The sequence below is a fragment of the Planifilum fulgidum genome (assembly GCF_900113175.1).
Lineage (GTDB): Bacteria > Bacillota > Bacilli > Thermoactinomycetales > DSM-44946 > Planifilum > Planifilum fulgidum.
In genome coordinates this window covers 16,431-36,958 of the sequence record NZ_FOOK01000026.1, presented here as the reverse complement: position 1 = coordinate 36,958, position 20,528 = coordinate 16,431, and the positions used below count along the sequence as shown (strand labels likewise).

Here is a 20,528-nt window from a genome sequence, read left to right as displayed (position 1 = left end):
GCGCTTCGGCCTGCCGGCATTCCGGCTGCATTGTTGGCTGTGACCGAAAACAGGCGGTCCCAAGGCGAATCATGCCCGCATCACTCAAATGACGCTGGGAAGAAATCCGAAACGAGAGAATTTTCGATGCGTTTCATATGGATCGTCTTCGCCGAAACAAGCCCCGCAAGAAGCGCTCCAATGGCTTCCGCGACAGGTGCCGGGGGTCGGATGGTCCGGCGGCGAGATCTTCATCCCGAAACGCACGGCCTCTCCACCCCGCGAAACCGTCCGCCTCCAGGGCGACGGGGAGGGGATTGCCTCCCGACGGCGCCGCATCAACGGCGGCCTCGACAACCGCGTCTTTTTTCTTGCCTCCATACCCCCCCTTGGCGGAAGGGGCTTTCCCCCAAAATGGGCGCACCCATCGGGACACGCAACCATATGGTGAAATGAGCATTTAGCCTCAGTTTCCTGGGAGGGTCGCGGATGAATGCCTTTTATTGCCCCGGCACCGACTCCAGCAGTTCGGAACCGATCAACCGGCTCATCGCCGACATCGCGAAAGCGATCAACGGGGAATATCAGGCCATCGGCTATTACGAAGCGTTGGCCCGGCTGGCGCCGACGGAAAAGGAACGGACCAGCATACGGGAAATCCGCAGGGATGAAATCAAGCACTACAAACGGTTTCTCAGGATCTACAAAAAACTCACCGGACACAAGCCGATGGTGACGAAGGGATCCCTTCCCGAGAATTATCGGCAGGGACTGAAGTTTTCCATCGAGGATGAACTGGAAACGGTGGATTTCTACCTCGACATCTCCGACAGGGCCTTCGATCCCCACATCCGGCGGACCTTCAGGCGCGCCGCTCTGGATGAACAGCAGCACGCCGTCACTTTCAACTATTTCCTGACCAAATTGTGCTGCAAAGATCCGTAAACATCCCGCCCATCCCGGTCAGGGCGGGATGCCGGGCGGACAGGATTGATCCGCCCGGGCAGATCGCACGACGAAAAGCCTTCAAAACACCGGACCCCGACCGAAAACGGTCGGGGTCCCTTGTTGCGATCAGAATACAAGGTCACTGCGCCTTCTCGTTCTTCTCCCAGCGCAACACCGGTTTCCGGGCGGCGGTCACCTCGTCCAGGCGCTTCACCACCGTGGCGGTGGGCGCCTCCTGAACCCGTTCCGGGTTTTCCTCCGCTTCCCGGGCGATCTGGATCATCGCGTCGATGAAGCGGTCGAGGGTTTCCTTGCTTTCCGTCTCCGTGGGCTCGATCATCAGGCATTCCTCGACAATCAGCGGGAAGTAGATCGTCGGCGGATGGATGCCGAAATCCAGAAGCCGCTTGGCCATGTCCAGGGTCCGCACGCCCAGCTTCTTCTGCCGCTTGCCCGAGAGCACAAACTCGTGCTTGCAGTGCTGCGGATACGGCAGGTCAAAGTACGGGGCCAGCTTCCGCATCACATAGTTGGCGTTGAGGACGGCGTTTTCCGACACCCGGCGCAGGCCGTCCGGCCCCATCGTGCGGATGTAGGCATAAGCCCGTACCAATATGCCGAAGTTGCCGTAAAACCCCTTCACCCGCCCGATGGATTGCGGCAGATCCTCCTTCAAATAATATCCGTCTTCTCCCTTTTCCACGACGGGAACGGGCAGGAACGGAGCCAGTTCCTTCTTGACGCCCACCGGCCCGGCACCCGGACCGCCCCCTCCGTGGGGGGTGGTGAAGGTTTTGTGCAGGTTGAGGTGGACCACGTCAAACCCCATGTCCCCGGGGCGGGCGATGCCCAGGATGGCGTTGGCGTTGGCCCCGTCATAATAGAGGAGCCCGCCGGCCTGGTGCACGATATCGGCGATCTCCTGGATTTCCCTTTCAAACAGCCCCAGGGTGTTGGGATTGGTCAGCATGAGGGCCGCCGTATCCTCCCCCACCGCCGCCCGCAGCGCCTCCACATCGACGAGTCCCCTTTCGTCGGAGGGGACGGTGACGGTCTGAAACCCGGCGACGGTGGCGCTGGCCGGGTTGGTTCCATGGGCCGAGTCGGGAACGATCACCTTGTTCCTCCCCGTGTCGCCGCGGCTTTCGTGATAGGCCCGGATCATCATCAGGCCGGTCCACTCGCCCTGGGCGCCGGCGGCGGGCTGCAGGGTGACCCGGTCCATCCCGGTGATCTCCGCCAGATATTGCTGCAGTTCATACATCAGCTGCAGGGCGCCCTGAACCGTCTCCTCCGGCTGGTACGGATGGATCCGCGCAAAGCCGGGGAGCCGGGCCACGTCCTCGTGCACTTTGGGATTGTACTTCATCGTGCAGGAGCCGAGGGGGTAGAAACCGTTGTCCACCCCGTAATTGCGGCGGGACAGTTCGATGTAGTGGCGCACAAGGTCCGGTTCGGACACCTCCGGCAGCTCGGGTGGCTCATCGCGAAGCAGTTCCTCGGGGAGCACCTCCTCCGGTTCGATCGCAGGAACATCCGGCTCCGGAAGACTGTAGGCGACGCGTCCCGGCTTGCTGAGCTCAAAAATCAACTTTTTCCCCGGGTTCACAGCAATCCCTCCAATGCTTCGGCCAGTTGCTCGATCTCGCCTCTGGTCCGCACTTCCGTGACGGCCAACAGCATGGATCCGGCCAGTTCCGGGTAATCCCTCCCCAGGTCGTAGCCGCCGATGATCCCCTGTTGAAGCAGCCCGCGGTTCACTTCCCCCACCGGACGGGAGAGCTTCACCGCAAATTCGTTGAAGAAAGGTTGGTCGAACAAAGGCTGCACCTTGGGGATCTGCGCCAGCCGCTTCCGGGCGTAATGGGCCTTTTGCAGGTTGAGCCGGGCCATGTCCCGGATCCCTTGTTTCCCCAGGGCCGACATGGCCACCGCCGCGGCCAGGGCATTGAGGGCCTGGTTGGAGCAGATGTTGGAAGTGGCTTTTTCCCGGCGGATGTGCTGTTCCCGGGCCTGGAGCGTCAACACGAAGCCCCGCACGCCCTCCTCGTCGGTGGTCTGTCCCACGATCCGTCCCGGAATGCGACGCATCAACGCCCGGGTGGTGGCGAAGAAACCGCAATGGGGGCCGCCGAACCCGACGGGGATGCCCAGGGGCTGCGCATCCCCGACGACGATATCCGCGCCGCACGCACCCGGCGGCTTGATCAGGCCGAGGGCAATCGGGTTCGTGCTGACCACCAGCAGCCCCTTGTGCCGGTGGGCGATCGGCTCGGCGCGAGACACATCCTCCAGGTTTCCGAAGAAATTGGGGCTTTGCAGGATCACCGCCGCCGTATCCTCAGCCGCCTCCGCCTCCAGAAGGGACAGGTCGGTGATCCCCTCTTTGTGGGGAATCTCCTTCACCACAAGCCCCAGCCCCTTGGCCTGCAGGCGCAAAACCGCCCGCGCTTCGGGATGGACCGTCCGGGAGACGAGAACCTTTTTCTTGCGCGTCGCCGCCGCCGCCACTCCGGCCGCTTCCGCCAGGGCCGTGGGACCGTCGTACATGGAGGAGTTGGCCACCTCCATGCCGGTCAGCTCGCAAATCATCGTCTGGAATTCGAAGATGGCCTGCAATTCCCCTTGGCTGATTTCCGGCTGGTAGGGCGTATAAGCGGTGTAAAACTCCGAACGGGAAATGATGTGATCCACCACGCTGGGAATGTGGTGCTCGTACGCGCCGGCCCCCAAGAAGCAAATCGCCTGATCAAAGGTGGTGTTTTTCTGGGAGAGGCGCTGCATATGCCGGACCAGCTCCGGCTCCGACAGTCCGTCCGGAAGGTTGAGGCGCCCGCGGTACCGCACCCCTTCCGGAATGTCCGCAAACAGATCGTCAACGGAATCGACGCCGATGGCGGAAAGCATTTCCCGCCGATCCTCTTCCGTCATCGGCAGATAGCGAAATTTCATCGGATCCCTCCTCCGCGATGGACTCCCCATCTATTTATTGAAGCTTTCTATCACCGCATCTATTTTTTGGGCCGCCTGTAAAAGGGGGTTTTCACGACGGCGGCCCGGAGCCGCCTGCCACGAATCTCCACTTCCACTTCATTTCCGGGCTCGGCGTATTCCGCTCGGATCAGGGCCAGGCCCACACTCTTTTTCAGGGTGGGAGACTGGGTTCCCGTGGTCACCTCTCCGATTTTCTCCTCTCCGGCGTAAACCGGATAATGGGTGCGGGGAATGCCGCGGTCGATCATCTCAAGGCCCACCAGCTTCCGCGGAGGGCCTTCCGCCTTCTGTTCCGCCAGAACATCGCGCCCGATGAAATCCCCCTTTTCCGGTTTGACGGCAAATCCGAGCCCCGCCTCGATGGGAGTGATGTTCGGGGAAAGCTCCCTTCCGTACAGGGGCAGGCAGGCTTCAAAGCGAAGGGTGTCCCTCGCCCCGAGTCCGCAGGGAAGCACCCCTTCCTCCTTCCCGGCTTCGAGGATTTCCCGCCACACCTTCGGGGCATCCTCCGGGTTGAGATAGATTTCAAAGCCATCTTCACCGGTATAACCGGTTCGGGACACCATCGCCACGGTCCCGGCCAGCTTCACGTCGTCCCGAAAACGGAAAAACCCGATGGAGGAAAGATCCGCATCCGTCAGCTTGCCGAGGACGCGTTCGGCCAGCGGACCCTGAAGGGCGAGCTGCGCCATCTGATTCGACAGATTGCGGACCCTCACCTCGCCGGAGGCGTGCTTCTCGATCCATTCCACATCCTTTTCCACGTTCGCCGCGTTGAGCACCAGCAGGAACGAATCCGTCCCCCGGTAGATCAACAGATCGTCCACGGTGCCGCCGTTCGGGTAACACATGATGGAATATTGCGCCTTTCCGGGCACCAGTTTGGACGCGTCGTTGGTGGTCAGCCTCTGAATGAGATCCAGGGCGTCCGGTCCGCTGATCTCCACCTCGCCCATGTGGGAGACATCAAACAGGCCCGCCCGCGTGCGGACCGCTTCATGTTCCGCAATGATGCCGGAAAATTGGACGGGCAGTTCCCATCCGCTGAAGTTCACCATTTTCGCCTGATCCTTGTAGACTTCATAAAGCGGGGTCCGCTTCAGTTGCGACACAGTGCCACCTCCACTGGACTTGGCTTCAGTTTCTCACACTTTCCGCTTTTTCAAACAAAAAGGACAGAGAACCCCCCTTTGGTGCTGGCGTCTCTGTCCGGAAACCTGAGAGTTCTCCCGACATGGTCGGGATGCCCCGTGGGTGGCCCGCCCGGGGCGGGCTCTCTCCAGAGTTGCGTCCGGCGGGCCTCCTTTTGCCTGAGAGATTCACCCTTTACGGGCTTGCCCCTTCGGCGCCGCATGCGCGGTCTCTCCTCCCGCCTTCACCCGCATTTTTTCCGTTGTGACGAATCGATGAGTGCGAATGGCCCCTTTTCCACTGCATGCCTATGGCCTATTAGAGAGTGTACCACACCTTTTGTTCTCTTTCACCCTCGTGATCGAAGCGGTTTGTTTCCCGCCCGCCGAGGATGAACCGGCGCGAAGGAGGCGGAAATATCCCGGGTCTTATAATCTTCTTCTTTCCAACCCATACTACGTAAGACGGAATCTCCGGGAGGGATGACTGTGCGATCGGTTCCCATCCGCATGGATCGAACATGGCTGCGCCCGTTTCTGAAGCGGGTCGAAACGGACACCGGCTGGTCGTCGTGGGAATGGTTTCAATTGGCCCTCGAGGCGGCGGAAGCCCAGGCCGTTCCCGACTTCGACACGCTTCGCTGCCTGAAGGCCCTGAGCGGCTTCACCCCCCTCCCCCATCAAATCGACACCGTCCGCCGCGTCATCAACGAGATGAACGGCCGGGCCATCCTGGCGGACGAAGTGGGGCTGGGCAAGACGATCGAAGCGGGAATGATCTTGAAGGAATACCTCATCCGCGGCCTGGTGAAGCGGGCCCTGATCCTCGTCCCCTCCTCGCTGGTCCTGCAGTGGACGCGGGAGTTGAACCAGAAGTTTCAGATCCCGGCCATGGCCCAGAAGCAATCCTGGATGTGGGAGCAGTACGACATCCTGGTCGCCTCCATCGACACCGCCAAACGGGAACCGCACCGGGAAAAGGTCCTTTCCCAAACCTACGACCTGCTGATCGTCGACGAGGCGCACAAGCTGAAAAACCGACGTACGAAAAACTGGCAATTCGTCAACGAGATCCGGAAGAAATACTGTCTCCTGCTCACCGCCACCCCGCTTCAGAACCAGTTGGATGAGCTGTTCAACCTGGTCACCCTCCTCAAACCGGGCCATTTGGGGCGGGAGTCCACCTTCCAGAACGAATATGTGGCCGGCAAGCGCCTGCCGAAAAACGAGGAACGCCTGCGGGAAGAAATCCGCCGGGTGATGATCCGCAACCGGCGCAGCGACGGACACGTTCCCTTGACCAAACGGCACGTGACCACCGTGCCGATCACCCTTTCCCCGGAGGAGAGAGCCTTGTACGACGGGGTCACCCAGTTTGTCCGGAAGCGCGCCCGCCAGGGCGCCGGCGACTTGAAAAGCGCCCTCTCCCTGATCGTGCTCCAGCGGGAAGTGTGCAGCAGCCGGGATGCCGCCTTCCTCACCCTGTTCAAGCTGTTTCAACGTTCGGAAAGGGATGCGGAGGAAATTTCCCCCGAGGTGGCCCATCTGGTGGACCTGCTCCGGGCCGTCAGGCGGCAGTCCAAAGTGGACCGGGCGATTCAACTCATCAAGAAAATCGGGGAAAAGGTGATTCTCTTCACCGAATACCGCGCGACCCAGGAGATGATCCTGCGCTGCCTGGCCGCCGAGAACATCCCCGCCGTTCCGTACCGAGGCGGCTTTGCCCGAAACAAAAAGGACTGGATGATGGAACTGTTCCAGAAAAGGGCACAGGTCATGGTGGCCACGGAAGCCGGCGGGGAAGGCATCAATCTGCAATTCTGCCGGCACATCATCAACTACGATATGCCCTGGAATCCGATGCGGGTGGAACAGCGGATCGGCCGGGTGCATCGTCTCGGCCAGACCCGCGATGTGCACATCTACAACTTCGCCACCAAAAACACCATCGAAGAGCACATCATCTGGCTGCTCCACGAAAAAATCAACATGTTTGAAATGGTGATCGGCGAATTGGAAACCATTCTGGAGCGGCTCAAGCTGAAGGACAGCCTGGAACAGCGTTTGATGCAGATCATGCTGGAGGCGGAGGACGACCGGCAGATTCGAAGGAAACTGTCGGCCCTCGGGGAGAGCATCCGCGAAACCCGCGAGGAAATCCTCGCCGACAACCGGCGCCGGGAGAGGTGGCTCCATGGAGGCTGATCGGATCCGCTCGTTTGCCGAACGGTTTTTAACCGCCCACGGCTGCCATTTTGTCGAAAAAAGTCCGGAACATCTCGTCACGCAGCTTTCCATCGAAGCGGACAAGGACCTGGTCAACCGGCCCTTTTACTGGATGTACGTGGAGAAAATGGGGATTGAGCCCAAACCCTCCCTCCTCACCTTCGTCTTTGACCCGCAGCGATTGGGCGAACACGACCGGGGAGAACTTTTGACCTACGGTTCCCCCCGATTTGTTTCCATGCTGGAATCCGCCAAAAAGCGCGGAAGGTTTGTCCGCCTCTTCGAAGAAAAGCCCGCTCCCGTGGGAAGTCCCTTGACCTCCCGCCCCTATATCCCGTGGCTGGGAGTCAATTTTCAGATCTCTTTCGTGTGCGACCAAAAGAAGGACGAAATCTGCTGCCTGGGGATCAATCTGCACAGCGGTGAAATCGTCGAGGATTTTTTCCGCAAGATGTTGCGGCGGCGGTGGACCGCCAGGCTGCCGGCCAACCGGCACACGGTTCAACCCCAGCTGACGATCGTGGAGGGGGTGGGAGAGCTGGAACGGTTCCTGCAAGAACGGATCGAACAGCAGGATCTGGACTGGGCGGAACAGGCCTTGAACCGGATGAAAATGGAATTGGAACAGCTGGAACACTTCTACCCGGAAGAAGTGAAAAGCAGCGAAAAGGAGCAGCGAATCCGGGAGACCATCTGGCAACACCACCCGCGCGTCGAAGTGGAAGTGATCAATGCCGGCCTGTTTTATCTGGACGGTTCCGCCGCCGACTGACTCCCGGCGGGGCGGGGAAGGCCCGGCCGCTTCCCCGCATTTTTTTATGATTTTTTCTCGAAAATTAAAAATCGGTAGTTTTACAGAACCGGCAAATATGATAATCTAAGGATAACCAATGCGGAACGGGAGGGCAGGAAAAGCGATGAACCGATGGCACTTCTTCCTTCTCTCATTTTTTCTTCTATTTGGAATTCCTTCTGCTGTGTTTGCAACATCCGATGAAGCGGCGGAACATGTCGTGAAGGTCTCCCATCGGCCGGCCGGGGAGGGAAAATGGGTGTTCACCGCCACCCTTGAAGGGGAAGAAAATGTCCGGGGAGACTGGTCTTTCGTCCTGGACGGCCACGACTCCACCACCGTCGAATACGAGGGCGGACAAGCCCAGGCCAAATTTTCCATCACCTCTCCCGGCAAGCACCAGCTGAATGTCTCCTTCGAGGGCCAGCTGGGGGACCGCACCGGCAGGCTGAACAAGGAATACATATTTGAGATTCCTTCCCTTTCCGTGAAGATCGACGGTTCAAAGATCTCCGCCGACCTCCACTACGCGGAAAATGCCGAAGGGAAATGGAGCTTCGCCCTGGGCACGGAGAGCGGAGAGATGGTGGAACTCAGGGAAAGCCCGTCGAACCACGGTCCGCGTTTTGTCAAAAATCTCGCCGAACTGAAGCCCGGGAAATACCACCTGTTCGTCGCCTTCCGGGGCAAGATCAACGGGGTGGAAACGGGCCTTCAAAAATCGCGGACACTGCAGGTGGACGAGCAGGGTCGCCTGACGCTCGCTCCCCTTGAAAAGGGAGAAGCCCCCGCGGTGACCACCGCCCCCGAAAAGGTCGCCCAGGTCATCGAAAATTCCAAGCAGGGCGGAAAACTGCCCAAGACCGCCACGCCCCATCCCACCCACGCATTGATCGGTCTCCTCCTCCTCCTCGGAGGCTGGGCGCTGTTCAAACTGCATCGAAAGCAAACGGCGGTCTCATGAGGCGCCGATCGCCGGAAACGAAAAAAGGCCCGCATTCGGGCCTTTTTTCTTGCGGGTCAAAACGGGAACCTGGAAACCGGCCATGGGGTCACGGACAAACAAGCGGGCAGTTCCGGCCGCCGAGCGCATGGTGCTTCACGGGTTCAGCGCCCCGTCGATGTTTTCCTCCATCTTGCGATTCGCTTTCTCCAGGGCTTGATCCAGCCGGTCGTGCAACTCTTCCTTCTTCTCATCCCGATATTTCCGCATCAATTCCAAGCGGCGATCGATCTTTCCGCGCAGGTCCTCCCCGGTCTTTTCGTCGATTTTCCCAAGGGAAGCCAGCAGATCCGCCGCCTTCTTCAGGCGCTGATGCTCCCGGTCATAGACCTCCATGAATTTGCTTCCGACAAACGGATTGCTTCCGAGCAGATTTTCAATTTCGTCGATCATGTCCAGTTTATAGGCGTTCATTTCGAAGAGGTTGCCGACCCGGTACCCGGTGGTGCGGAACAAGTCGCCGATGGAATCCTGATTCTTCTCGAACAACCTTTGAAGATCCTCCCCGGTGCGGGCGGTCTGATACTCTCCGCCTCCGGCTTCGGCCACCTTCTTGAGGGCCCGCTGCCCCGCGTTGTCCACGTCAAAGCCGATGATGTTGACAATGGCTTGGATATCCGATTCGTGCAGCGCCTTGGCCTCCTTCACCGGATCCCCGCCGCAGGTTTCTATCCCGTCGCTCACCACATAGACCACGTTCTTGACCTTTTCACCCTTTTCCGCGGACAGATCCTGCCCCGCTCCCCGGATGGCGGAGGCCAGCGGCGTCCAGCCCGTGGGTTTGAAACGGCCGAGCGCCTCTTTAAACCGGCTTTCATCGTACGCCCCCAGGGCATACACCTCCTCCGTGCTGTCGCAGGAAACCTTTTTGTCCTTTTCGCTGTTGCTGCCCTTGTGGCCGTAAACCCTGAGGGACACCCGGCTTTGCTCAGGCAAATGGGACACGAACTTTTGGATCGCTTCCTTGGCCAGATCCATCTTGACCCTTCCGTTCACCTTGCCGGCCATGCTTCCGCTGGCGTCCAAAAGAATGGAAACGTTGACCCGGTCCGGCGGCTCCTCCTTCTTCTCCTCCGAAGCGTTTTTCGACCCCTCGAGATTGCCCACGTCAAAGGACGGCCTGAAATTTTCGATCTCCTCCACAACGGGACCGTAATCCTCCGCCAGCAAATAGATCAGGCGGTTGTATGCCTCCTCCGCCGACAATCCTTCCGGAAGCCCGTTAAGTTCCTTTTTCAGCTTCGCTTCGTCATATTTGTCCCCCGCCAGCTTGCCGGGGCCTTCCTTCAGCATCCCGTCGATGTCGGTCGCCGCCTGGAACGATTCCGGATCGCCGCCTTCCGGACTTTCGGCGCCCGGGTTCTTGGACAACAGGGAACATCCTTCGACAACAATCAGGCTGAAAATGACCATCAGGATCAAAGACCGTCTCATCCAGAACTTTTCTCCTTTCCGATGGGGCAAATGATGCGTAGACTTCCGCCTTTGGTTTCCCGAAACTATTTCCGTTCGTACGTCTCCGGCCGGCGATCCTCAAAGACGGGAATGGTCGTGCGCACCCGGTCGACGGCGGTCGGATCGATTTCCACGGTCAAAACCGCCTCTTCCCCGTCTCCCTCCGCGAGAACCTCACCCCAGGGATCCACCACCATCGAGTGGCCGCCGTACAGGGTCCCCTCTTCCTCCCCGACCCGGTTGACCGCCACGACAAACATCTGGTTCTCCACCGCCCGCGCCTGGTTCAGAATTCGCCAATGCCGGATTCGGGCCCGGGGCCATCCCGCCGGAACGAACAAAATCTGCATGCCGTCCAGGGCCATGGACCGAACCAACTCCGGAAAGCGCAGGTCGTAGCAGATGATCGTTCCCGCCGTGACATCCCCGAGCCGGAAGAGGCAGCGCTCGCTCCCCGGCTTCAGGTGCCGCTCTTCCTTCAACAGACGGAAGAGGTGGATTTTCCGGTAATGTCCGATCCTCCGGCCGTCGGGGGCGAACATGTAACTGGCGTTGTAAAAGCCCCCCGCCTCCTCCTCCGCGATCGAACCGGCAACGAGATAGACGCCGTGCTCCGCGGCCACCTCCGACAACCACCGGGGCAGTTCCCCCCGGTCCGCCAGCTCCCCCAGCCGGGAAAAGAGAAAGCCCATGTTCCACATTTCCGGAAGAACCACCACATCGGGACGCTCTTTCTGCACCGTCCTCCGGATTTTTTCGCCGATGCGCTTCCGGTTTTCCTCCGGCCGGCCGGCGACGACATCCGTTTGCAAGAGAGAAATCCGCATGCGCTCCCACCTCTTCCGAAGCATCGTCGTCCCCTCGTCGCAAACAACGACGATTCTTCCAATTTTACGGATAATATTATATTTTCTTTAAGAAACCTTTTCAAGCGAACCCGTCCCCATTTGATTCCCGCAGGACGGAAAGCACTTCCCCGGCGACCGCCTCCACCTGGTCGATTCCATACCAGGGGAAAAAAGGCCGATCGGGCGGAAACCAGCTGACGACGGCCCGGATGTTGGTCAGTCGCTCCAGAAGATGCGCGTGCTCCTTCTCCCGGAGGACGACCAGTTTGGGATAGTCCGCTTCCTTGAAACCTTCCGCCAAAACCACATCCACCCCGGCATAATGGGTCAGGAGTTCCTCCATCCTCCGGGGCTCCCGGTACCACACCGCCGACTGATTCTCCGCCGCAATGGAAACAACCCGGGCCCCCGCCTCCCGGTGGCGCCAGGTATCCTTGCCGCGCCGATCCAGATCCAGCGCTCCTGCGTGATGCTTCAGGGTTCCCACCCGGATCCCCCGTCGGGCCAACAGGGGAATCAGCCGGCAGATCAGAGTGGTTTTCCCCGAATTGGAATACCCCACGACCTGGACCACCGGGGGAATCCACCGCAACATGTCTTCACCTCCCGGAAGCGCCGAGTCTTTTCGGCGGAATCCTCCCTTTCAAAGGTGCTTCCGCCAAGGTATAATAAATATGCAAAATAATATCGGAAAAGTGGTGATTGATGTGAAGGGAATTCCCCTCCCCTTTGTTCGGACCAATCAATGGTTTCTGGTGATCACCGTCGCTCTCGCCCTCCTTCTGAATCAGCCGTGGATCTTGGCCATCGCCTGGGCCCTGGGGGTTTTCAGCCTGATTGCCGGAACGAATCCCCTCTTTTTCCTTGTTCGACCCCTGCTTTCCAAATCCCCCTCCGATTACCCGATGGAAGACCCCGCCCAACAGCGCTTCAACCAATGGATTGCCGTCCTCTGCCTCTCCCTGAGCCTTCTCGGCTTCCTGGCGGGGTGGCACGCCGTCGGCATCCTCTTTGCCCTGATGGTGGGCATCGCCGCCCTGGGGGCGATCATGGGATTCTGCATCGGCTGCTTTATCCGGTATCACTACCTGCGGTACAAGCGGCTGAAAAGTTGAAATCGTCCCGGTTTGTGGTACAGTGAAGACGGACGCACCATCATCGGCCCTTTGTCCAAAACTCCCCACCGAAAATTTTGTCCGAAAGGAGGCGAATTTCCGGTCGGAAGCCGCCTGCTGGGCTTGAAAGCCGGCGGCCCGTACCGGGTTTTTATGAAAGCCATCGTCTTGAGAGAATTCGGCGGTCCGGAAAAGCTGCGCTACGAAGAGGTGCCCGATCCGACGCCCGGTCCGGGTGAAGTGTTGATCCGTCTGAAGACGGCGGCCCTCAACCGCCGGGACTATTTCATCACCCGCAACCAGTACCCCGGCATCAAGCTTCCCACGATCCTGGGCTCCGACGGAGCGGGGGAAGTGGCCGCCCTCGGGGAAGGGGTCGACGGTTTTCAAATCGGTCAGGAGGTCATCATCAATCCCTCCCTCAACTGGGGTGACAATCCGCGGGTCAGCGGCCCCGACTTCACCATCCTCGGCTCTCCCAAGGACGGGACCTACGCGGAAATGATCGTGGTTCCGGCGGAAAACGTCTTCCCCAAACCGGCGTACCTCACCTGGGAGGAGGCCGCGGCGATCCCCCTCGCGGGCCTCACCGCATACAGGGCTCTGGTGACGCGAGGTCGCCTTCGGGAAGGGGAAGTGGTGGTCATTCCGGGCATCGGCGGCGGTGTGGCCACCTTCCTGCTCCTCATCGCGTCCGCCCTGGGAGCCCGGGTTTTCGTCACATCCGGCAGCGATGAAAAAATCAGACGGGCCATGGAGCTGGGCGCCGCCGGGGGCGTCAATTACAACAGCGAAAACTGGGTCAAGGAGCTGCAAAAGGCGACCGGGGGCGGAGCGGACCTCTGTGTCGACAGCGTCGGCGGAGACATCTTTCCCCAGCTGGTCCGCCTGACAAAGCCCGGGGGACGGATCGTCACCTTCGGCGCGACCCGGGGACCCGTTCCCCAATTGGTGATGCCCTTCATCTTCCTGAAACAGCTGGACATCCTCGGGTCCACCATGGGCAATGACGAAGAATTCGGACAGATGCTGAACCTCTTTGAAAAACACCGCATCCGGCCGGTCCTCGACAAATCCTATCCCCTCGAGGAGGCGGCGGAGGCTTTGAACCGCATGAAGGACGGGCGTCAGTTCGGAAAAATTGTCCTTCGGATTTCCTGAGGGAAAAGGGGGTGCATGCGCACCCCCTTGATTTGTCGGACCCGCATCCGGCACCTTTCGCTTGGAGCGATCAAAAAGTGACCAGCGAAAGCACCTCCACATCCGACAGCTTTTCCCGGCCGTTCAGATAGGAGAGCTCGATGAGGAAAGCGGCGCCCACCACCTCTCCCTGGAGCTTTTTCACCAGTTCGATGGTGGCCGAGATGGTTCCGCCGGTGGCCAAGAGATCATCGGCCACCAGCACCCGCTGCCCCGGCTGGATGGCATCCCGATGGATGGCCAGGCGGTCCTTTCCGTACTCCAGGCTGTACTCGACCTCCACGGTCTCCGCCGGCAATTTGCCGGATTTGCGGACGGGGACAAAACCCACCCCCATCGCGTAGGCCAGAGGGGCTCCCACCACGAATCCCCGCGCTTCCGGCCCCACGATCACGTCGATTTCCTTCTCCTTCAGCGAATCGACCAGTGTGTCGATCGCCGCGTGGAAAGCCTTTCCGTCCTTCAGCAGGGTGGTGATGTCCTTAAACCGGATTCCCGGTTGCGGAAAGTCGGGAATCACCCGAATTTTTTCCTTGAAGTTCATGTTGGTCCGATCCTCCCATTCTGATGTCAAGGGATGTGACGGCGGAAAGATACGCGCACAGGTCCCTGTAAGAGGAATAAACCAGCCGGTTCCACACCCGCTCCCGCTCCAGTTGGTCGCGATATGTTTTTGATTCCTCCAGAGAGCGTTTGGCGGGTTTTTCCACCACGTTCCACCGCTCACCATCCCTCTCGAGAAATCCCAATTCGAAAAAGACCTTTAAAATGAAGGCGATCATCCGCTTGGACATTCCGGTCCGGCGACGCAGCCCCTCCAGGTCCCGCCGGGGGTGCACCCATTTTTTCCGCAGCAGGATCGCATACAGAAGCTTGAACCGCTCCCGATTCGGAACATGAAAAAAAACCGGATCCAAGGATGCGTCCCCATAGGCAAAATAAAGGCGTTCCACCCGGGAGGCGGTCCGGACCACCCGCTCGAACCGCTCCAGCGAAGGGGGCAGATCGGCGAAAACGAGCCGCCTGAAGGAAGTGAGGTCCGGCATCTCTTCCATGTCCCAGGACAGGCGGACGCCACCTGTCCCGTTCCCCTCCGGGGAGGATGCGAACACCGCCGCATCCGGTCGATCGGCAACGGCCCGGAGGCGCTCCTCCGGAATCCGGTTGCTCCGCCAGTCGAACACCTGGACGTGATTCACCGCCGCATCCCGGATCTTAAGCTGCGGAACGCGCCGATTGTTCCACTCATTGAAGGTGAGCTCCCCCAGGAAGTCGGGGCGGGAATGGGGAGCGATCTCCTCCGCCAGGTTCCCCATGCGGAAACCCACCGCCTCCAGGGAATGCCCCTGTCGGATCAGGGTGAGCTTCAGGTGGTTTCGATCGGAACCCACCACCTGCATCCGGCTCATCCCCGCTCCTGAGACCCGGAAACAGGGGGTGGGATTGCCGTAGCCGCAGGGTTCCAGCCGGTTCAGCTGCTCAATGAGCCCGGGACCGACATCCTCCAGGTCCAGGTCCGCATCCACCCGCATCAGGGGAATGTAATCCTCCTCGGTCAGCCACTCTTCCGCCAGTTCCGCAAGCCGCTCCTGCAGCTTTGGAAGATGGTCCGCCGGAAGGGTCATTCCCGCCGCCATCGGATGGCCGCCGTAATGCGACAGCAAATCCGCGCAGGCGGTGAGGGCCCGGTAGATGTCGAAGCCCTCGATGCTTCGGGCCGACCCCTTGGCCGTGCCGGTTTCCCCTTCGATTCCGAGCACGATGGCCGGCCGGTAATAGGTTTCCACCAGCCGGGAAGCGACAATCCCGATCACACCGATGTTCCATCCCTCGGCGGCAACGACGATCACCCTCCGGTGGCGTTCGGGATTTTCCCGCACCTGGGCTTCGGCTTCCGCATAAATGGCCTCCACCAACTGTTGCCGCTCCCGATTCATCCGGTCCAACTCTTCCGCAATGCGCCGGGTTTCAGACGGGTCTTCGGCAAGCAGAAGCCGAACCGCCCGGTCGGCCGAATCGAGACGACCCGTGGCGTTGATCCGGGGCCCCAGAAAAAAGCCGACGTGGCCGGCCGTCACTTCTCCCTTGATTCCGGCGACATCCATCAGCGCCGTCAATCCCGGGTGACGGCGCCGGTTCATCCTCTCCAGGCCCAGGGAAGCGATCACCCGGTTCTCATCCAGCAGGGGAACCAGATCGGCGATGGTTCCCAGGGCGGCCACTTCCAGGAATTCCTCCGGGACCCGCCCGAGGAGCGCATGGGCCAGTTTAAAGGCCACGCCGACGCCGGCCAAACCCTTGAAGGGATAGGGGCAGGAGGGCTTTTTGGGATTGATCACCGCCAGCGCCTCCGGCAAGATCGAAGGCGGTTCGTGATGATCGGTGATGATCAGGTCCAGACCCAGCCTCCGGGCCTCCTCCGCCTCCTCCGCCGCGCTGATCCCCGTGTCCACGGTGATGACCAGATCGGTTCCCGCCTCCCGCGCGTGATGAAGGGCCTCCCGGTTCAAACCGTATCCTTCCCGGAAGCGGTTGGGTATGTAATATCGGACATCGGCCGCCAATCCGCGGAGCAGCTGCATCATCAAACCGGTGCTGCTGACACCGTCGGCGTCATAATCCCCGTAAACCAGAATCTTTTCCCCCTTCTCCAGGGCGAAGCGAATCCGCTCCACCGCCGGCGCCATGTCCTCCATCAGCAGGGGATCGTGAAACTGGGTGGGATCGACGCTCAGAAACCGCTTCGCTTGCTCGGGACTCTGAATGCCGCGGCTGACCAAAATTCGGGCGACCACCGGATGAATGCCCAGCGCTTCCGCCAGAGTTTTGGAAAGCTGCTCGTCCGCCTCCACCAACCGCCAGCGGGTCTTGGGCCGCAGCAAAAAACCATCACCTCGCTTTGCCGCTTCCATTATAGCACAACAGACACGGACCCAAGCACCGGATGATCGAAGGCGAAATCGTTTTTCCCCCGCCTTCCGGAATCCGGCGCCAAATTCCGAAGGGAAAAACAGCCCCTTTGTCAATTGACGAAATTGTTCCCGGGGGGTATAGTGAAAATACACAGGACGTTTCAGAAGTTTGCGGATCACCGTGAAAAATTGCCCGCATGCCTGCGTTTCCGGGTTGCGACAGAGTCCGATCCGTCCTGTGAGGAATCGATTTTGCGAACACCGGGAGCTTCGGCTCGGACCCGGGGGGTGTTCGCAAACGCGGAAACCCGCATCAGACAAGGAAAAACGGTGTTTCACCCCCTTCGCAGCAGGCGTCAGATATGAAAAAATTCGGTTTATTGGAGATGGTGTTCGCAAATCGCTCCGCGGGTCCAAGCATATCAAGGAATTCGGCGACCGCTGTCACAAAGAGAACACCTCAATAAAGAGGATTGAAACTACCAGAGGAGTTCCGGCCCCTCTGAGAACAAACGCGTCACAAAGAGAACACCTCAATAAAGAGGATTGAAACGCCCTCCCCCTTCCAGCCGGTGTATTGGTCCAAGACGTCACAAAGAGAACACCTCAATAAAGAGGATTGAAACTGACCGTTGCCGCTTCGTCGATGACGAGGAAATGCAGTCACAAAGAGAACACCTCAATAAAGAGGATTGAAACTCTTCTGCATAGGCCGCCCCCTCTTGCTCACCCCCATGTCACAATGAGAATCCTCAATAAAGGGGACTTAAACGTATGCCTTCCGCTTCATCCGATTGATATGGCAAAGGGAGCCACAATGAGAACATCTCAGCAGAAAATTGAAACTCCCGCCACCCACAGCGGTTCACCGGCAACCACATCAAAAAGAGAGCACCTTAATAAAAGCTCATCCTTGCGGAATGCCGGGTGAATCACAATAAGAACCCATTGGCAGAGGGATTGAAACGCTTGCATGGATGATGTCGTATTCCGGCGCAGCAATGAGCCCACCAACAAAAAGGATGGAAACAGCGAACCCTCAAGTCCACCGGGGGGGAATTCCCGGGTCACCAGGGGAACGCGCACCCACCCCCTTCAAAAACGGCGGAATCCAAGGATTCCGCCGCTGCAGCATGTAGAGAGAAGCACTTTACGCGGTCCGCGGCCGACAGAATGGTTACGATCACCGCCGCTGTGCGGGATTGAAACGGACAGGTTTCGAAGCATGGATCGGGCGGCTTCACTTTATCTGCCTCGCCTCTCCATTCGGGCCGCATTTTATGAAACGGCCCGGCAAAGTTCCCGCCGCTTCCTTGGTGGCGAAAAACATGTCGCCCCAATTACACCCCTAAGCAAAGAAGATTAAAACGGAAGCCCGATGAACTTCCGCGAAACCAGGCGTCGCCCTTCCGACGAAAAACATTGGAACCCGACGGCGCGGGATCAAACGCCGAGGCCACAGGGCAAAGCGGCTTAAAACCGGTCCCCTTCCCGCTCCGTTCCCAATTCCCTAAAAAAGAAAAGGCGGGGCATGATGCCCCGCCTTTTTTGCATCAAGCCGGGATGATTCCGTCCTTTTTCTGCAAACGCCATGAGCGCAAATCCCTTCTTGTGGCAGCCGGTCCCATTGTTGTTGTGGGACCTTTTCCGATTCTCTGCGCATTTTCTCCGGGCGCTTGGCGGCACATCTTCCGTCAGTTGGCAGGCCGCTCCTTCACCCGCTGCATGGACCGCCATTTCCATACCACCCAGACCTGGCTGGCGAGACAGAGGGACGAATAGGTTCCGGCAAAGAGGCCCAACAGGAGGGCGAGGGAAAAGTAGCGAATGCTCTCCCCGCCGAAGAGGAAGAGGGCGGCAGCCGCAAAGACGACGGTCAGCGCCGTGTTGAGCGATCGGATGAGGGTCTGATGGATGCTCACGTTCACCACCCGGCTCAAATCCTCCCAGTTCTTCGGTTTGACCTGATCCATGATCTCCCGGATCCGGTCGAAAATGACGATCGTGTCGTTCACCGAATAGCCGATGATGGTGAGAATGGCGGCGATGAACACCACATCCACTTCCAACTGCAGAATCGAAAAGATCCCGATGACAAAAAGGACGTCGTGCAGCAGGGCCAGCACCGCGGCGACGGCAAAGCGGTACTCGAACCGGATGGTCACGTAGAGGATGATGCCGACCGATGCCAAAAGGGTGGCGATGATCGCATTCCGGGCCAGTTCCCGACCGATCACGGGATCGATCCGCTGCTCCTGAAATCCGGCGAAGTTGTCGCCGTACACCTTCCGGAAATGTTTCTGGATCTGAAGCACCTTTTCCTTGTCCAGCGCCTCATCCGTCCGGAAGATCAACACCTTCCCCTCCTGGCCGGACCGGACAGAGGGATGTTCATAGCCCAGCTTTTCAAACTCCTTTTTCGCCTGCTCCACATCGACGGGTTGCTTCACCGAGATGTCGATCCGGGTCCCGCTCTTGTAATCGATGCCCAGATTGAGCCCCTGGATCAGGAGGGAAAGGATCCCCGCCCCCAGCACGACGGCGGATATGAGGAAAAACAGTTTCCGCTTGCCGACAAAATCCCAGTTATAGCTCACCGATCTCATCCTCCTTCACGCCGAACAACCCCGGCCGTTTGGCCACGTTGGCCCGAACCAGCAGATTGAGCAGGATCCGCGACAGGGCGACGGCGGTCAGGAAACTGACGGCGATGCTGAAAATCAGGGAGACCGCAAAGCCGCGCACGCCGGCGGTTCCGAAATAGAACAGGACGGCCGCCGCCAGCACCGTGGTGATGTTGGCGTCAAAGATGGTGAGGAAGGAGCGGCGGGAGCCGGCTTTCACGGCAGCGGGAATCGACTTCCCGTGGCGCATCTCCTCTTTGATCCGCTCATACATCAAAATATTGGCGTCCACCGCCATTCCGATCCCGAGGATGAAGGCGGCAATCCCCGGAAGCGTGAGGGTGACGTCCAGCAGGACAAAGGAGAGCAGAACGAGATACGCGTAGGCCACCAGGCTGATGGACGCGACCAGCCCCGGCAGCCGGTAATACCCGATAATAAAGATGAAAATGACCAGGATGCCGTACAGACCCGCCTCCAGGCTCTGCTGGAGGGACAATTTCCCCAGGCTGGCATCCACGGCAAAGCTCTGTTTCTCCACCAGTTTGACCGGCAAGGCTCCGGCGTTGAGGAGATCGGCCAGCTCCTTGGCTTCCTCCACCGTGAAATCGCCGCTGATAATCGCCTCTCCGTTGGGAATCGGCTCCCGGATCACCGGAGCGCTCAGTTCGTTCTCGTCCAGATAAATGGCCATGATCCGGCCCACGTGCTCCCGCGTGATCCTGGCAAACTTGTCCGCATCCTTCAATTTGAGTCGGACCGCGGGCTGACCCGTCTCATCGTAATCCTGGGCCGCGCCCCCCTCCTTGAGGTCCTGACCCGTCAACAGCACTTTGCCGCTTTCGTCCCGAAAGGTGAGCTTCGCGGGAGTGCCGAGGACCCTTCGGGCTTCCTCCTGATCGGGAACCCCGGCCAATTGCACCCGAATCCGGTTGGGCGGTTCCACCGACAGTTCGGGCTCCGTCACCCCGAGCACGTCAATCCGCTTTTGCAGCGCCTGAGCGGTGTCGGCCAACACTTGAGGAGTGATCTTCTGCCCCTTTTCCAGAGGCTGGGCCTCGTACAACACCTCAAAGCCGCCCCTCAAGTCCAGTCCCAGCGTCAAGTTGTTCAGAATATCGCGGGTGGTCAGGGCGATCGTCGACAAGATCGCCGCCACCAAAACAAAAAACAGCGCTAACCTGCCCCAACGAACCTTCATGCTCTGGCTCCTCCTTCACGCGAAGACAACCATTCCCATTATCCCAAGCGGATAGAGCCGTGTCAATTTTTTCCCCGCAGGAAACGAAAAAACCATCGGC

17 protein-coding genes and 1 riboswitch are annotated in these 20,528 nt (G+C 59.5%); of the genes, 6 read left to right on the top strand and 11 right to left on the bottom strand.

Features of this window, described 5'->3' with window-relative positions; genetic code table 11:
• Positions 1-468: 468 nt before the first annotated feature.
• Positions 469-924 (top strand): ferritin-like domain-containing protein, encoded by a 456-nt coding sequence (locus BM063_RS13210; RefSeq protein WP_092039842.1) that lies wholly within the window; start codon positions 469-471, stop codon positions 922-924.
• A 142-nt stretch (positions 925-1,066) separates the two neighbouring features.
• Here the strand turns inward: BM063_RS13210 and gcvPB are convergent, their stop codons facing one another.
• From gcvPB to gcvT, 3 genes are read right to left on the bottom strand one after another with little or no spacing between them, the layout of a single operon-like run.
• Positions 1,067-2,536, bottom strand: coding sequence for an aminomethyl-transferring glycine dehydrogenase subunit GcvPB (gene gcvPB / locus BM063_RS13205; protein ID WP_092039838.1), 1,470 nt, complete (start codon positions 2,534-2,536; stop codon positions 1,067-1,069).
• On the bottom strand, positions 2,533-3,879 hold the full coding sequence (gene gcvPA / locus BM063_RS13200; RefSeq protein WP_092039836.1) for an aminomethyl-transferring glycine dehydrogenase subunit GcvPA: 1,347 nt from the start codon (positions 3,877-3,879) through the stop codon (positions 2,533-2,535). The genes gcvPB and gcvPA overlap by 4 nt, the downstream gene beginning before the upstream one ends.
• 59 nt (positions 3,880-3,938) lie before the next feature.
• The gene (gene gcvT / locus BM063_RS13195; RefSeq protein ID WP_092039833.1) at positions 3,939-5,033 is read right to left on the bottom strand and encodes a glycine cleavage system aminomethyltransferase GcvT; all 1,095 of its coding nucleotides are present in this window, start codon (positions 5,031-5,033) and stop codon (positions 3,939-3,941) included.
• 176 nt (positions 5,034-5,209) lie between these two features.
• Positions 5,210-5,300: riboswitch (glycine riboswitch) on the bottom strand.
• Positions 5,301-5,540: 240 nt separating this feature from the next.
• Here gcvT and BM063_RS13190 point away from each other — a divergent pair.
• The 3 genes from BM063_RS13190 to BM063_RS13180 all read left to right on the top strand — a co-directional run bounded on the left by BM063_RS13190 (position 5,541) and on the right by BM063_RS13180 (position 9,034).
• On the top strand, positions 5,541-7,256 hold the full coding sequence (locus BM063_RS13190) for a DEAD/DEAH box helicase (RefSeq protein WP_092039830.1): 1,716 nt from the start codon (positions 5,541-5,543) through the stop codon (positions 7,254-7,256).
• A complete protein-coding gene (locus BM063_RS13185; protein ID WP_092039827.1) occupies positions 7,246-8,049 on the top strand; it encodes a YqhG family protein in 804 nt (267 codons plus the stop codon). Before BM063_RS13190 ends, BM063_RS13185 begins: the two co-directional genes overlap by 11 nt.
• Positions 8,050-8,329: 280 nt before the next feature.
• Entirely contained in the window at positions 8,330-9,034 is a 705-nt protein-coding gene (locus tag BM063_RS13180) for a hypothetical protein (protein ID WP_143085358.1), read from the top strand.
• A gap of 135 nt (positions 9,035-9,169) precedes the next feature.
• Here the strand turns inward: BM063_RS13180 and BM063_RS13175 are convergent, their stop codons facing one another.
• The 3 genes from BM063_RS13175 to mobB all read right to left on the bottom strand — a co-directional run bounded on the left by BM063_RS13175 (position 9,170) and on the right by mobB (position 11,971).
• The gene (locus BM063_RS13175) at positions 9,170-10,507 is read right to left on the bottom strand and encodes a vWA domain-containing protein (RefSeq protein WP_143085357.1); all 1,338 of its coding nucleotides are present in this window, start codon (positions 10,505-10,507) and stop codon (positions 9,170-9,172) included.
• A 65-nt stretch (positions 10,508-10,572) separates the two neighbouring features.
• Positions 10,573-11,355 carry a carbon-nitrogen family hydrolase gene (locus tag BM063_RS13170; protein WP_245752272.1) on the bottom strand — a complete coding sequence of 261 codons (783 nt, stop codon included), beginning with the start codon at positions 11,353-11,355 and terminating at the stop codon, positions 10,573-10,575.
• Positions 11,356-11,455: 100 nt separating this feature from the next.
• Positions 11,456-11,971: a molybdopterin-guanine dinucleotide biosynthesis protein B gene (mobB, locus tag BM063_RS13165; RefSeq protein WP_092039817.1), complete on the bottom strand. Its 516-nt coding sequence runs from the start codon at positions 11,969-11,971 to the stop codon at positions 11,456-11,458.
• A gap of 79 nt (positions 11,972-12,050) precedes the next feature.
• On the opposite strand from mobB, the gene BM063_RS13160 reads away from it, so the two are divergent.
• A complete protein-coding gene (locus tag BM063_RS13160; protein ID WP_092039814.1) occupies positions 12,051-12,491 on the top strand; it encodes a DUF4395 domain-containing protein in 441 nt (146 codons plus the stop codon).
• A gap of 153 nt (positions 12,492-12,644) precedes the next feature.
• Positions 12,645-13,652: a zinc-binding dehydrogenase gene (locus BM063_RS13155; protein ID WP_092039883.1), complete on the top strand. Its 1,008-nt coding sequence runs from the start codon at positions 12,645-12,647 to the stop codon at positions 13,650-13,652.
• A 70-nt stretch (positions 13,653-13,722) separates the two neighbouring features.
• Here BM063_RS13155 and BM063_RS13150 read toward each other — a convergent pair whose 3' ends face one another.
• The 5 genes from BM063_RS13150 to secD form a co-directional block, all read right to left on the bottom strand.
• Positions 13,723-14,235 carry an adenine phosphoribosyltransferase gene (locus BM063_RS13150; RefSeq protein ID WP_092039811.1) on the bottom strand — a complete coding sequence of 171 codons (513 nt, stop codon included), beginning with the start codon at positions 14,233-14,235 and terminating at the stop codon, positions 13,723-13,725.
• On the bottom strand, positions 14,174-16,573 hold the full coding sequence (gene recJ, locus BM063_RS13145; RefSeq protein ID WP_092039808.1) for a single-stranded-DNA-specific exonuclease RecJ: 2,400 nt from the start codon (positions 16,571-16,573) through the stop codon (positions 14,174-14,176). Before recJ ends, BM063_RS13150 begins: the two co-directional genes overlap by 62 nt.
• Before the next feature lie 858 nt (positions 16,574-17,431).
• Complete coding sequence (locus BM063_RS17345) at positions 17,432-17,689, bottom strand: hypothetical protein (protein ID WP_143085356.1); 258 nt, start codon at positions 17,687-17,689, stop codon at positions 17,432-17,434.
• A 608-nt stretch (positions 17,690-18,297) separates the two neighbouring features.
• On the bottom strand, positions 18,298-19,200 hold the full coding sequence (gene secF / locus BM063_RS17720; RefSeq protein ID WP_177199159.1) for a protein translocase subunit SecF: 903 nt from the start codon (positions 19,198-19,200) through the stop codon (positions 18,298-18,300).
• Positions 19,190-20,428, bottom strand: a complete 1,239-nt coding sequence (gene secD, locus BM063_RS17715) for a protein translocase subunit SecD (protein ID WP_177199158.1) — start codon at positions 20,426-20,428, stop codon at positions 19,190-19,192. Before secD ends, secF begins: the two co-directional genes overlap by 11 nt.
• Positions 20,429-20,528 lie beyond the last annotated feature (100 nt).

Bases quoted from the DNA above. Each gene is read 5' to 3' on its own strand.
- BM063_RS13170 (WP_245752272.1), bottom strand. From the start codon at position 11,355: ATGCGGATTTCTCTCTTGCAAACGGATGTCGTCGCCGGCCGGCCGGAG.
- BM063_RS13155 (WP_092039883.1), top strand. From the start codon at position 12,645: ATGAAAGCCATCGTCTTGAGAGAATTCGGCGGTCCGGAAAAGCTGCGC.
- BM063_RS13160 (WP_092039814.1), top strand. From the start codon at position 12,051: ATGCAAAATAATATCGGAAAAGTGGTGATTGATGTGAAGGGAATTCCC.
- gcvPA (WP_092039836.1), bottom strand. From the start codon at position 3,879: ATGAAATTTCGCTATCTGCCGATGACGGAAGAGGATCGGCGGGAAATG.
- BM063_RS13175 (WP_143085357.1), bottom strand. From the start codon at position 10,507: ATGAGACGGTCTTTGATCCTGATGGTCATTTTCAGCCTGATTGTTGTC.
- secD (WP_177199158.1), bottom strand. From the start codon at position 20,428: ATGAAGGTTCGTTGGGGCAGGTTAGCGCTGTTTTTTGTTTTGGTGGCG.
- BM063_RS13185 (WP_092039827.1), top strand. From the start codon at position 7,246: ATGGAGGCTGATCGGATCCGCTCGTTTGCCGAACGGTTTTTAACCGCC.
- mobB (WP_092039817.1), bottom strand. From the start codon at position 11,971: ATGTTGCGGTGGATTCCCCCGGTGGTCCAGGTCGTGGGGTATTCCAAT.
- BM063_RS13150 (WP_092039811.1), bottom strand. From the start codon at position 14,235: ATGAACTTCAAGGAAAAAATTCGGGTGATTCCCGACTTTCCGCAACCG.
- BM063_RS13210 (WP_092039842.1), top strand. From the start codon at position 469: ATGAATGCCTTTTATTGCCCCGGCACCGACTCCAGCAGTTCGGAACCG.